12 protein-coding genes are annotated in these 13,506 nt (G+C 61.7%); all 12 read left to right on the top strand.

Going from position 1 to position 13,506, the window contains the following annotated elements; genetic code table 11:
- The first annotated feature begins 159 nt into the window (after positions 1 to 159).
- A complete protein-coding gene (flhA, locus tag QYQ93_RS20535) occupies positions 160 to 2,274 on the top strand; it encodes a flagellar biosynthesis protein FlhA (RefSeq protein WP_043049699.1) in 2,115 nt (704 codons plus the stop codon).
- 11 nt (positions 2,275 to 2,285) lie between these two features.
- Positions 2,286 to 3,602 (top strand): flagellar biosynthesis protein FlhF, encoded by a 1,317-nt coding sequence (gene flhF / locus QYQ93_RS20530; RefSeq protein ID WP_338475375.1) that lies wholly within the window; start codon positions 2,286 to 2,288, stop codon positions 3,600 to 3,602.
- 105 nt (positions 3,603 to 3,707) lie between these two features.
- Entirely contained in the window at positions 3,708 to 4,541 is an 834-nt protein-coding gene (fleN, locus tag QYQ93_RS20525; RefSeq protein WP_003192912.1) for a flagellar synthesis regulator FleN, read from the top strand.
- Positions 4,538 to 5,278, top strand: coding sequence for an RNA polymerase sigma factor FliA (gene fliA, locus QYQ93_RS20520; RefSeq protein ID WP_043049701.1), 741 nt, complete (start codon positions 4,538 to 4,540; stop codon positions 5,276 to 5,278). The genes fleN and fliA overlap by 4 nt, the downstream gene beginning before the upstream one ends.
- A 169-nt stretch (positions 5,279 to 5,447) precedes the next feature.
- Positions 5,448 to 5,822, top strand: a complete 375-nt coding sequence (locus tag QYQ93_RS20515) for a chemotaxis response regulator CheY (RefSeq protein ID WP_005790040.1) — start codon at positions 5,448 to 5,450, stop codon at positions 5,820 to 5,822.
- A gap of 18 nt (positions 5,823 to 5,840) precedes the next feature.
- Positions 5,841 to 6,629, top strand: coding sequence for a protein phosphatase CheZ (locus QYQ93_RS20510; protein WP_043049702.1), 789 nt, complete (start codon positions 5,841 to 5,843; stop codon positions 6,627 to 6,629).
- An 11-nt stretch (positions 6,630 to 6,640) separates the two neighbouring features.
- A complete protein-coding gene (locus QYQ93_RS20505; RefSeq protein WP_338475374.1) occupies positions 6,641 to 8,857 on the top strand; it encodes a chemotaxis protein CheA in 2,217 nt (738 codons plus the stop codon).
- A gap of 48 nt (positions 8,858 to 8,905) precedes the next feature.
- Positions 8,906 to 10,042, top strand: coding sequence for a chemotaxis response regulator protein-glutamate methylesterase (locus QYQ93_RS20500; RefSeq protein ID WP_338475373.1), 1,137 nt, complete (start codon positions 8,906 to 8,908; stop codon positions 10,040 to 10,042).
- Positions 10,042 to 10,782: a flagellar motor protein gene (locus tag QYQ93_RS20495; protein ID WP_043051091.1), complete on the top strand. Its 741-nt coding sequence runs from the start codon at positions 10,042 to 10,044 to the stop codon at positions 10,780 to 10,782. The genes QYQ93_RS20500 and QYQ93_RS20495 overlap by 1 nt, the downstream gene beginning before the upstream one ends.
- Before the next feature lie 151 nt (positions 10,783 to 10,933).
- Entirely contained in the window at positions 10,934 to 11,821 is an 888-nt protein-coding gene (gene motD / locus QYQ93_RS20490; RefSeq protein ID WP_043051090.1) for a flagellar motor protein MotD, read from the top strand.
- Between the two features lie 51 nt (positions 11,822 to 11,872).
- Complete coding sequence (locus QYQ93_RS20485; protein ID WP_043051089.1) at positions 11,873 to 12,661, top strand: ParA family protein; 789 nt, start codon at positions 11,873 to 11,875, stop codon at positions 12,659 to 12,661.
- Complete coding sequence (locus QYQ93_RS20480) at positions 12,661 to 13,452, top strand: CheW domain-containing protein (RefSeq protein WP_043051088.1); 792 nt, start codon at positions 12,661 to 12,663, stop codon at positions 13,450 to 13,452. The genes QYQ93_RS20485 and QYQ93_RS20480 overlap by 1 nt, the downstream gene beginning before the upstream one ends.
- Positions 13,453 to 13,506 lie beyond the last annotated feature (54 nt).

The raw sequence follows: 13,506 nt of genomic DNA, 5'->3' as shown, positions 1-13,506 counted from the left end.
TTGGATTGATTTACACCCGGTGACCCGGGGTGTTTGCGAGGTTCTCCGAGCCCAAAAGCAAAGTTGGAAGGCTTCTTGCAACCCCGCCTCCAAGTCGCCTTCCAGCGTCAAAACTTTGCTTCAAGGACACGAGGAATACCGGTGGTAGATCGCTCTCAAATGCTCAACACGGCCCGTGGCACCCTGACTGACCTGTCGCGGGGCAATCTGGGTGTGCCGTTGTTGTTGCTGGTGATGCTGGCAATGATGATGTTGCCGATGCCGCCGTTCCTGCTCGATGTGTTCTTCACTTTCAACATTGCCCTGTCCGTCGTGGTCCTGTTGGTCTGCGTGTATGCGCTGCGGCCGCTGGATTTCGCGGTATTCCCCACTATCCTGCTGATTGCGACTCTGCTGCGCCTGGCGCTGAACGTGGCGTCGACGCGGGTGGTGATGCTCCACGGCCAGGACGGCCACGCCGCCGCCGGTAAGGTGATCCAGGCCTTCGGTGAGGTGGTGATCGGCGGTAACTACGTGGTCGGTATCGTGGTGTTCGCGATCCTGATGATCATCAACTTCGTGGTGGTGACCAAGGGCGCCGGGCGGATTTCCGAGGTGAGCGCACGCTTTACCCTCGATGCGATGCCCGGCAAGCAGATGGCCATCGACGCCGACCTCAACGCCGGCCTGATCGACCAGAACCAAGCCAAGACCCGCCGCCTGGAAGTGGCTCAGGAAGCCGAGTTCTACGGCTCCATGGACGGTGCGAGCAAATTTGTGCGCGGTGACGCCATCGCCGGCCTGTTGATTCTGTTTATCAACCTGATCGGCGGTATTGCAGTCGGTATCTTCCAGCACGGCATGACCTTCGGCGATGCCGGCAAGGTGTACGCCTTGCTGACCATCGGTGACGGTTTAGTGGCGCAATTGCCATCACTGTTGTTATCCACAGCGGCGGCCATCATGGTCACCCGTGCTTCGGGCTCCGAAGACATGGGCAAGCAGATCAGCCGGCAGATGTTCGCGTCTCCCAAGGCCTTGGCCGTGGCGGCGGGCATCATGGCGATCATGGGCATCGTGCCGGGCATGCCCCACGTGTCGTTCCTGACCATGGCGGCCTTGGCCGGTGGCGGTGCCTACCTGTTCTGGAAAAAGCAGAACCAGGTCAAGGTCCAGGCCCTGCAGGAGGTTGCACGCCAGCAGGAACTGCTGCCATCCCCGGCCCGCGCCCAGGAAACCAAGGAGTTGGGCTGGGATGACGTGACCCCGATCGACATGATCGGCCTGGAAGTCGGCTACCGCCTGATCCCGTTGGTGGACCGCAACCAAGGCGGGCAATTGCTGGCGCGGATCAAGGGCGTGCGCAAGAAGCTGTCCCAGGACCTGGGCTTTTTGATGCCCACCGTGCATATCCGCGACAACCTCGACCTGGCCCCCAGTGCCTACCGCCTGACCCTTATGGGGGTGATCCTGGCCGAAGCCGAGATCTACCCGGACCGCGAACTGGCGATCAACCCCGGCCAGGTGTTCGGTACCCTCAACGGCATCACCGCCAAAGATCCGGCTTTTGGCCTGGAAGCGGTGTGGATCGAAGTCAGCCAGCGCAGCCAGGCCCAGTCCCTGGGTTACACCGTGGTCGATGCCAGTACGGTGGTCGCCACCCACCTCAACCAGATTCTCTACAAGCACTCCCACGAGCTGATCGGCCATGAGGAAGTCCAGCAATTGATGGGCTTGCTGGCCAAGTCGTCGCCGAAACTGGCCGAAGAGCTGGTGCCGGGCGTGCTGACGCTGTCGCAATTGCTCAAGGTATTGCAGGCGCTGCTGGCCGAACAGGTGCCGGTGCGCGACATTCGCAGCATTGCCGAGGCCATCGCCAACAATGCCGCCAAGAGTCAAGATACTGCCGCTCTGGTGGCGGCGGTGCGCGTCGGATTGTCCCGTGCAATCGTGCAAAGCATTGTAGGCATTGAGTCCGAGCTGCCTGTTATCACCTTGGAGCCAAGGTTGGAACAAATATTGCTCAATAGTATTCAGAAGGCCGGTCAGGGCCAGGAAGAAGGTGTTTTGCTGGAGCCGAGCATGGCTGAAAAGCTGCAGCGTTCGTTGATCGACGCCGCGCAGCGCCAGGAAATGCAGGGCAACCCGGTCATTCTTTTGGTGGCCGGTCCGGTTCGGGCGATGTTGTCGCGCTTTGGACGCCTGGCTGTACCGAATCTGCACGTGTTGGCTTACCAGGAAATTCCTGACAATAAGCAAGTGACTATCGTCGCGACAGTAGGGCCCAATGGCTGAGGTAGTGGGTTATGCAAGTTAAGCGTTTTTTCGCCGCCGATATGCGTCAGGCCATGAAGCTGGTCCGTGATGAGCTGGGCGCCGACGCCGCGATTATCGGTAACCGTCGGATTGCCGGCGGTGTCGAGCTGACGGCTGCGCTGGATTACACGCCCCAGGCCCTGGCCCCGCGTGTGCCGAACATGGAACTCGAAGACGAGCTGCGCAAGACTGCCTCGCGCATTGTGTCGGCCCAGGCTGAACTGAGCATGCGTGGCGACAGCGATGCCAGCACCAATCGCCAATTGTTCGCCGGCCTGCCATTGACCGCCGCCGAGCCGCTGGTAGAACCGACGTTCATCGAGCCACCGCGTCCAGCTGCGCCAGGCCCGGCCGCCGCTGTCGACCAACGTGTGTTCGACTCGATGCGCTTTGAACTCAACGGTCTGCGCGAATTGCTCGAAGTGCAGCTGGGCTCGCTGGCCTGGACGCAACTGCAAGGCAGCAAGCCGCAACAGGCCAACCTCTGGCGTCGCCTGCAACGCATCGGCCTGTCCGGCCCGTTGTCCCGCGATTTGCTGGCCTTGACCGCCGAAGTCGAAGAACCCCGCCAGGCCTGGCGCATGCTGCTGGCGCACTTGGCACGCATGATCGCGACGCCGGAAATCGAACCTCTGGAAGAGGGCGGTGTGATTGCCATGGTCGGCCCTGCCGGCATGGGCAAGACCACCACCCTGGCCAAGCTGGCCGCTCGTTATGTGCTCAAGTACGGCGCACAGAATATCGCCCTGGTGAGCATGGACAGCTACCGCATCGGCGCCCAGGAGCAGCTCAAGACCCTGGGGCGCATCCTCAATGTGCCGGTGACCCACGTCGACCCGGGCCAGTCCCTGGCCAATGCCCTCGACCCGCTGCTGCGCAAGCGCGTGGTGCTGATTGATACCGCCGGCCTGCAAGCCAGCGACCCGGCGCTGCGCATGCAACTCGAAAGCCTGGCCGGGCGTGGCATCAAGTCGAAAAATTACCTGGTGCTTGCAACCACCAGCCAGAAACAGGTTCTTACCGCTGCTTATCACAGTTACAAGCGTTGCGGCCTGGCCGGTTGCATCCTCACCAAGCTCGATGAAACTGCGAGCCTGGGCGAAGTGTTGAGCCTGGCCATCAGCCATGAATTACCGGTCGCCTACCTGACCGACGGGCCGCGGATCCCGGATGATCTGCATCTGCCGCGCCGTCATCAGTTGGTCAGCCGTGCCGTAAGTGTGCAAATGCAAGAAGAGCCTAGCGAGGAAGCGATGGCCGATATGTTCGCCGACCTTTACCACCACCCGGCTAAACGGGTCGGTTAAGGCAGGATGAACACCGTGAAATGTACCTACATCGATGGTCTGCAAGCGATTCACGCGGCCAAGCCATGTAGCCTGCGTCTAAGCAAGACAAGGTAAAGAAATAAAATGGGCAGCATGCATCCCGTACAGGTGATCGCGGTGACCGGCGGCAAAGGTGGCGTCGGCAAAACTAACGTGTCAGTGAATTTGTCCCTGGCCCTGGCAGAGCTTGGCCGTCGCGTCATGCTGCTGGATGCTGACCTGGGCTTGGCGAACGTGGACGTTCTGCTGGGGCTGACACCCAAACACACCCTTGCCGATGTGATCGAGGGCCGCTGTGAGCTGCGCGATGTGCTGCTCCAGGGCCCCGGTGGCATCCGCATCGTGCCGGCGGCCTCGGGCACCCAGAGCATGGTGCACCTGAGCCCCGCGCAGCATGCCGGGCTGATCCAGGCCTTCAGCGATATCGGCGACAACCTCGACGTGCTGGTGATCGACACTGCCGCCGGGATCGGCGAGTCGGTGGTCAGTTTTGTGCGCGCCGCGCAAGAAGTGCTGCTGGTGGTGTGCGACGAACCCACTTCGATCACCGACGCCTACGCGTTGATCAAACTGCTTAATCGTGACTACGGCATGAACCGCTTCCGCGTGCTGGCCAACATGGCCCAAAGCCCGCAGGAAGGGCGCAACCTGTTCGCCAAGTTGACCAAGGTCACGGACCGCTTCCTCGATGTGGCTTTACAATACGTCGGCGCAGTTCCCTATGACGAGTGTGTGCGCAAGGCCGTGCAAAAGCAGCGTGCGGTCTACGAAGCGTTCCCTCGTTCCAAGTGCGCACTGGCGTTCAAGGCCATTGCCCAGAAGGTCGATACCTGGCCATTGCCCGCCAACCCCCGGGGGCATCTGGAATTTTTCGTCGAGCGTTTGGTGCATCAGACGAGCGCAGGACCGGTGCTATGACATCCAGCGGCTACAACCTTTACAAAAAGTCGGCACGTGACAGCCAGGGCGAACTGATCGAGCGTTACGCGCCCCTGGTCAAGCGCATTGCCTATCACTTGTTGGCGCGCCTGCCGGCCAGTGTGCAGGTCGAGGACCTGATCCAGGCCGGCATGATCGGCCTGCTCGAAGTGTCGACCAAATACGACGCGAGCAAGGGTGCGAGTTTCGAGACGTATGCGGGCATCCGCATCCGTGGCGCGATGCTCGATGAAGTGCGTAAAGGGGATTGGGCGCCGCGTTCGGTACACCGCAATACGCGCATGGTCAGTGATGCAATTCGTGCAATTGAAGCAAAAACCGGTCGTGACGCTAAAGATCATGAGGTTGCGGCCGAACTCCAATTGAGTCTCGACGATTATTACGGGATTTTGAACGATACCTTGGGCAGCCGCCTGTTCAGTTTCGACGACCTCTTGCAGGACGGCGAACACGAAGGGCTGCACGAGGACGGCGCGAGTACGCACATGGAGCCTTCGCGCGACCTGGAAGACGAACGTTTCCAGGGCGCGCTGGCCGATGCGATTGCCAACTTGCCGGAACGTGAGCGGCTGGTGCTGGCGCTGTACTACGACGAAGAGCTGAACCTCAAGGAAATCGGTGAGGTCCTGGGGGTCAGTGAGTCGCGTGTCAGCCAGTTGCACAGCCAGTGCGCGGCCCGCTTGCGGGGGCGGTTGGGAGAGTGGCGCGCGCGCTGACAGGCAGTGTGGGGACACTGCAACGCGATACCGCGAAGGTGATAGGCCTTCGCGGGTTTGGCCCGTGGTGCCCCCGGCAGTCCTTTTTGTGTAACGCCTGTTGATTGAAATGGCGCGTCCAGGTGCTGGGCGCGTTTAAGACTGCTTGGAGGTCGAATTGGACAAGAACATGAAAATCCTCATCGTTGATGACTTCTCAACGATGCGGCGGATCATAAAAAACCTGTTGCGTGACCTTGGGTTCACCAACACGGTCGAGGCGGATGACGGCATCACGGCGATTCCGATCCTCAACAGCGGCAGCATCGATTTTCTGGTAACCGACTGGAACATGCCGGGCATGACCGGTATCGATCTGCTGCGCCATGTACGTGCCGATGAAAAACTGCGCAGCCTGCCTGTGTTGATGGTGACCGCTGAAGCCAAGCGTGAACAGATCATCGAAGCCGCCCAAGCCGGGGTCAACGGTTACGTGGTCAAGCCATTCACTGCACTGGCTTTGAAAGAGAAGATTGAAAAAATCTTCGAACGCATCGGTCATTGATGCTGCCACGGGGGAGCTATGGAGCATAACGAATCATCGCAGGCCGACTTCGAGTCGACCCTGAAAAAACATGCTCACCGCTTGGTCGACAGCCTGGAAAAAGGCCAGTTCGCCGATGCGGTGCAGTTGATCCATGAGCTTAACCAGACCCGTGATCGCGGCCTGTATCAGGAAGTGGGCAAGCTCACACGCGAGCTGCACAGTGCGATCGTCAATTTCCAGATTGACCCGCGCATGCCCCAGGCCGAAGAGATTTCGCAAATCACCGACGCCACCGAACGCCTGTCCTATGTGGTCAGGCTGACCGAGGCGGCGGCCAACCGCACCATGGACCTGGTGGAAAACGCCACGCCGTTGGTCAATGGCATGGCCAGCGAAGCCCAGGCCTTGAGCGTTGACTGGGGCCGCTTCATGCGTCGTGAAGTGGGGGCTGAAGAGTTTCGGGAATTGGCCCGTCGGGTCGAAGGTTTCCTGTCGCGCAGCGAGCAGGAAAACCGCACGGTGGCCAGCAACCTCAACGACATCCTGCTCGCCCAGGATTACCAGGACCTCACCGGCCAGGTGATCAAGCGCGTGACCCAGTTGGTCACCGAAGTGGAAAGCAACTTGCTCAAATTGGTGCTGATGGCCGGCCAAGTCGACCGTTTTGCCGGCATCGAGCATGACCGTGAAGCGATCCTCTCGGAAAAAGATCCACAAAAACATCTCGCCAAGGGTGAAGGTCCGCAGATTCATGCCGATAAACGTGAAGACGTTATGTCAGGTCAGGATGACGTAGATGACCTGTTATCCAGTTTAGGCTTCTAAGGAGCACACCCATGAGCTTCGGCGCCGATGAAGAAATCCTTCAGGATTTCCTTGTAGAGGCCGGCGAAATTCTAGAGCAACTGTCCGAGCAACTGGTCGAGCTGGAAAGCCGACCGGATGATGCGAACCTGCTCAATGCAATTTTTCGCGGTTTTCACACTGTAAAAGGGGGCGCCGGCTTCCTCCAGCTCCATGAGCTGGTGGAGTGCTGTCACATCGCCGAGAACGTGTTCGACATCCTGCGCAAGGGTGAGCGGCAGGTCGACTCGGAACTGATGGACGTGATTCTAGAAGCACTGGATGCGGTCAACGGCATGTTCAGCGAAGTGCGCGAACGTGCGCCGATCACTGCGGCCACTCCGGAACTGCTGGCGGCCCTGGCGCGCCTGGCGGAACCGGCTGCGGCTGCGCCGGTAGCACAAGCTGAGCCGGAACCTGTGGTGCAAGCCGAGGCGGACGTGACCGACAGCGAGTTCGAACAGCTGCTCGATTCGCTCAATGCGGTCAAGGCCGAAGCCGAAGCCCCGGCGGCGCCTGTGGCCACGCCGACCAGCGAAGACATTACCGACGCAGAATTCGAATCCCTGCTCGACCAGTTGCATGGCAAAGGCCAGTTCGCAGCCGATGCCGTGACACCCGCTGCGCCAGAAGCACCGGCTGCCAGCGCCAGCACCGACATTACCGACGATGAATTCGAGGCATTGCTCGACCAACTGCACGGCAAGGGCACGTTTGTAGCCGAAGCCCTGCCGGAAGTCGCCGCCACTGCTGCCACTGCTGCCACTGCTGCCGCAGCTCCAGCGGCTCCAGCGGCCAGCACCGCCGCTCCGGCCGGCGACGGACTGATCTCCGATCACGAGTTCGAAGCCTTGCTGGACGAGTTGCATGGCAAAGGCAAGTTCACCGAGGTAGCCCCGGCTGCCGCGGCTGCGGTCGCCGCCGCACCGGTTGCCGCCAAAGCTGCCGCGCCGGTCGCCAAGCCAGCCCCGGCCCCAGCGGCCGCCCCGGCACCTGCGCGCGCAGCGGCACCGGCGGCGGCGGAAAAGCCCGCCAGTGAAGCCGAAACCACCGTGCGCGTGGATACCGCGCGCCTGGACGACATCATGAACATGGTTGGCGAACTGGTGCTGGTGCGTAACCGCCTGGTGCGCCTGGGCCTGAACAGCGGCGACGAAGCCATGCAGAAGGCCGTGTCGAACCTCGATGTGGTCACCGCTGACTTGCAGACCGCCGTGATGAAGACACGGATGCAGCCGATCAAGAAAGTCTTCGGCCGTTTCCCGCGCTTGGTTCGCGACCTGGCGCGCCAGCTCAAGAAAGAAATCAACCTGGAACTGGTGGGCGAAGAAACCGACCTCGACAAGAACCTGGTCGAGGCCCTGGCCGACCCGCTGGTCCACTTGGTGCGCAACGCCGTCGACCATGGCATCGAAACCCCGGAAGAACGCGAAGCCTCGGGCAAGTCCCGCAACGGCAAAGTGATCCTGGCGGCGGAGCAGGAAGGCGACCATATCTTGCTGTCGATCACCGATGACGGCAAAGGCATGGACCCGAACATCCTGCGGGGCATCGCCGTCAAGCGCGGCGTGATGGACAAGGACGCCGCCGACCGCCTGACCGACACCGAGTGCTACAACCTGATCTTCGCCCCGGGTTTTTCGACCAAGACCGAGATCTCCGACGTGTCCGGCCGTGGCGTGGGCATGGACGTGGTGAAGACCAAGATCAGCCAGCTCAACGGCTCGATCAATATCTACTCGACCAAGGGCCAGGGTTCCAAGATCGTCATCAAGGTGCCGTTGACCCTGGCGATCATGCCGACCCTGATGGTGATGCTGGGCAACCAGGCGTTCGCTTTCCCGCTGGTCAACGTCAACGAGATCTTCCACCTCGACCTGTCGCGCACCAACGTGGTGGACGGCCAGGAAGTGGTGATCGTGCGCGACAAGGCGCTGCCGCTGTTCTACCTCAAGCGCTGGCTGGTGGCTTCGGCTGCCCATGAAGAACAGCGCGAAGGCCATGTGGTGATTCTATCCGTGGGCACCCAGCGCATCGGCTTTGTGGTCGACCAGTTGGTGGGCCAGGAAGAAGTGGTGATCAAGCCTTTGGGCAAGATGCTGCAGGGAACCCCGGGCATGTCGGGCGCCACCATCACCGGTGACGGTCGCATCGCGCTGATTCTCGATGTTCCGAGCATGCTCAAGCGTTACGCCGCACGGCGTATTTGATTCTGGTGGGGCAGGGCGGTCACGCCTGCCCCGCCTAACGGAGTGTTTATGGCAGTCAAGGTCCTGGTGGTGGACGATTCGGGTTTCTTCCGCCGCCGCGTCTCGGAAATTCTTTCCGCCGATCCAACGATTCAGGTGGTCGGCACGGCCACCAACGGCAAAGAGGCGATCGATCAAGCTATTGCCTTGAAGCCGGACGTGATCACCATGGACTACGAGATGCCGATGATGGATGGCATCACGGCCGTACGTCATATCATGCAGCGCTGCCCCACCCCGGTATTGATGTTTTCCTCGCTGACTCACGAAGGCGCGCGAGTGACCCTCGACGCACTGGATGCCGGCGCGGTGGACTTCCTGCCGAAGAATTTCGAAGACATCTCGCGCAACCCCGAGAAGGTCAAGCAGATGCTGTGCGAGAAGGTGCACAGCATTTCCCGCAGCAACCGTCGCAGCCTGTTCAGCGCACCTGCACCTGCACCTGCACCTGCGCCCGCGCCCGCAGCGCCTGCGCCGAGTTCGTCGTTTGCACGCCCGGCGCCTGCGCCCGTGGCTCGGCCTGCGGTGGCGCCGGTACGTACCGCAGCGGCACCGAGCGCTCATTCGCCAGCGCCCAAGCGCAAGGCATACAAACTGGTCGCCATCGGCACCTCCACCGGCGGCCCGGTGGCCTTGCAGCGGGTGTTGACGCAATTGCCGGCCAACTTCCCGGCGCCGATCGTACTAGTGCAGCACATGCCCGCCGCGTTCACCAAGGCATTTGCCGAGCGCCTGGACAAGTTGTGCCGCATCACCGTCAAGGAAGCCGAGGATGGTGACATCCTGCGCCCTGGCCTGGCGCTGCTGGCCCCGGGTGGCAAGCAGATGATGGTGGATGGCCGTGGCGCGATCAAGATCCTGCCGGGCGACGAGCGCCTGAACTACAAACCGTGCGTGGATATCACCTTCGGTTCGGCAGCCAAGTCCTACGGTGACAAAGTTCTGGCGGTGGTGCTTACCGGCATGGGCGCCGACGGCCGTGAAGGCGCACGCCTGCTCAAGCAGGGTGGCAGCACCATCTGGGCCCAGGACGAGGCCAGTTGCGTGATCTATGGCATGCCCATGGCCATCGTCAAGGCTGACCTGGCCGACGCGGTCTATAGCCTGGACGACATCGGCAAGCATCTGGTGGAGGCCTGCCTCTGATGGATGTCTTGAGCCTGATCGGCATCACCATGGCGTTTGTCGCCATCATTGGCGGCAACTACCTGGAAGGCGGCCACCTTGGCGCCTTGGCCAATGGCCCGGCGGCGCTGATCGTGATCGGCGGCACCGTGGGCGCGGCACTGTTGCAGTCGCCGCTGAGCTCGTTCAAGCGTGCCATGCAGATTCTGGTGTGGATCATTTTCCCGCCACGGGTCGACCTGCCAGGCGGCATCGACCGTGTGGTCAACTGGAGCCTCACCGCACGCAAGGAAGGCCTGCTGGGCCTGGAAGGCGTGGCCGATGCCGAACCCGACAACTACGCACGCAAAGGCCTGCAATTGCTGGTGGACGGCGCCGAACCGGAAGCGATCCGCAGCATTCTCGAGGTGGATTTCTACACCCAGGAAAGCCGTGATATCAACGCCGCCAAAGTCTTTGAAAGCATGGGCGGCTACGCGCCGACCATCGGCATCATCGGTGCGGTGATGGGCCTGATCCACGTGATGGGCAACCTGGCCGACCCCTCGCAGCTGGGCAGCGGCATCGCCGTGGCGTTTGTCGCCACCATCTACGGCGTGGCCAGTGCCAACCTGGTGCTGCTGCCAGTGGCAAGCAAGCTCAAGTCGATTGCCATGCGCCAGTCGCGTTATCGCGAGATGCTGCTCGAAGGCATCCTGTCGATTGCCGAGGGCGAGAACCCGCGCTCCATCGAATTGAAGCTCCAGGGCTTCATGGATTGATGCACATGAGCACCCGTATCCCCGTAGGAGCGAGCTTGCTCGCGAAGAACCTGAGAGCGCCGCGTGCATCCAGAATGCCCGCGTCTGTATTGACGTCTTTCGCGAGCAAGCTCGCTCCTACAGTGGGGTGGGTGTGTGGGGGGGGGAGCCTGTGAGCCGTCGCCGTCGCGAGCCCGAGGAACATGTCAATCATGAACGCTGGCTGGTGTCCTACGCGGACTTCATCACCCTGCTGTTCGCGTTTTTCGTGGTGATGTACTCCATCTCGTCGGTCAACGAAGGCAAATACAAGATCATTTCCCAGGCGCTGGTGGGCGTGTTCAACGATACCGAACGTGCCCTCAAGCCGATTCCCATTGGCGACGAGCGGCCCAAGACCGTGACGCCGGCCAAGCCACTGGTCAACGACAGCGATGAAACCGCCGCCGGCGTCGGTGGCACCAGTGATCCGCTCAAAAGCATCGCCGATGACATCAGCGCCGCGTTTGGCGACCTGATCAGCTCCAACCAGATGACCGTACGCGGCAACGAGCTGTGGGTGGAGATCGAGCTGAACTCCAGCCTGTTGTTCGCCAGCGCCGATGCATTGCCGAGCGACCAGGCGTTCACCATCATCGATAAGGTGGCGGCGATCCTTAAACCGTTTGAAAACCCGATCCACGTGGAAGGCTTTACCGACAATTTCCCCATCAGCACCGCGCAGTACCCGACCAACTGGGAGCTGTCATCCGCCCGAGCGTCGAGCATTGTGCGCATGCTGGCCATGCAGGGGGTCAACCCCCAGCGCCTGGCTTCGGTGGGCTATGGTGAATTCCAGCCGGTGGCCAATAACGCCACGGTGGAAGGCCGTGCACGCAACCGCCGGGTGGTGTTGGTGGTGTCGCGCAACCTGGATGTACGCCGCAGCCTGACCGGCACCGGCACCGCTAATGCAACCCCGGATGCGGCGTTGAAGCGTGCTGGCACACAAACTGCACCGCCCGTAGTCAAGTCGCCGGTCAGATCGAGTAACGTCAATTCTCCGTCGCCGGCTCAATAACCTTATGCAATGTCTCGGTCGCGCCTATGCCCACCGGGAGGAACCAACCGAATGAGAGTCTGGGCAGTTGCCAATCAAAAGGGTGGAGTCGGCAAGACCACCACTTCCATCGCCTTAGCCGGTTTGCTGGCCGAGGCGGGCAAGCGTGTGGTCGTGGTCGACCTGGACCCCCACGGTTCCATGACCAGCTATTTCGGCTATGACCCGGATGCGCTGGAACACAGCTGCTATGACCTGTTCCTGCACAAGGGCAGCGTGGCGGCGGATTTGCCTGGGCAACTGTTGCTGCCCACCAGTAACGACAACATTTCGCTGTTGCCGTCGAGCACCGCCCTGGCCACCCTCGAGCGCCAGTCGCCGGGGCAAAGTGGCCTGGGTCTGGTGATCGCCAAGACCCTGGCGCAGCTGTGGCAGGAGTTCGACTACGCAATCATCGACAGCCCGCCTTTGCTTGGCGTGCTGATGGTCAACGCCTTGGCGGCCAGCCAGCAACTGGTGATTCCGGTACAGACCGAACATTTGGCGGTCAAGGGCCTGGAACGCATGGTGAGCACCCTGGCGATGATCAACCGCTCGCGCAAGCAGGCGCTGCCATTCAGCATTGTGCCCACGTTGTTCGACCGTCGTACCCAGGCGTCCCTCGGCACCCTGCGGGTATTGCGTGATGCGTACCCGGAGACGATCTGGAATGGCTATATACCCGTGGACACGCGCCTGCGTGACGCCAGCCGCGCCGGGCTCACGCCATCGCAGTTCGACGGCAAGAGCCGTGGAGTGCTGGCGTATCGTGCATTGCTCAAGCATCTGCTGTCGCAGCAGCTTGTGGCGCAGGTGGCGTGATGAACCGTCCCGTCGACCTCAAGACCCGGCCGCAACTGGCACTGCAATCCTACCTGGATGCCTTGCTGCAGGATGCGACCGAGGAAGAGCTGCCGGAGCCGATTCTGGTGCTGGAACCTGCTGTCGAACCCCCCGGCACGCTGGATGAATTCCAGCTGGCGGTGCTCGAGGAGCAGGCCCGCGATGCACTTGCCGAGGCTGCACCTGTGGTGGTGCCGGTCACGCCAGACCCGGTTCCGCCCGTGGTGGTCGAGCCATTGGTTGAAGTGCACTTGCCGCCGAGCATCACGCCGCCGCCGGTGACCGGCGATGGTCGCCCTTCATGGGCTGCCGAGCCGTTCGAGTGCCTGCTGTTCGATGTCGCCGGGTTGACTCTGGCGGTGCCGCTGGTGTGCCTGGGCTCGATCTATTCGTTGGAAGGCCACGAACTGACGCCGCTGTTCGGCCAGCCGGAGTGGTTCCTCGGCATTCTGCCCAGCCAGGCCGGCAACCTCAAGGTGCTGGATACCGCGCGCTGGGTCATGCCCGACCGCTACCGCGACGACTTCCGCCAGGGTTTGCAATACGTGATCTCGGTGCAGGGCTACGAGTGGGGGCTGGCAGTGCATCAAGTCAGCCGCTCGCTGCGCCTGGACCCGAATGAAATCAAATGGCGCAGCCATCGCGGCCAGCGGCCATGGTTGGCGGGCACCGTGATCGAACACATGTGCGCCTTGCTGGATGTCGCTGAACTGGCCGAGTTGATCGCCAGCGGAGCGGTCAAGGCGATGCCACAGAACAAACGCAGTTGATTGAACAATAAGGTCCGCGCGCGAGTGCGGTCAGAGCAGCCTATACGCCGTGTC

It is taken from the genome of Pseudomonas khavaziana (assembly GCF_036704165.1).
Taxonomy (GTDB): domain Bacteria; phylum Pseudomonadota; class Gammaproteobacteria; order Pseudomonadales; family Pseudomonadaceae; genus Aquipseudomonas; species Aquipseudomonas khavaziana.
Note: the sequence above shows the minus strand (reverse complement) of the source record. Positions and strands in the feature narration are given on the sequence as shown.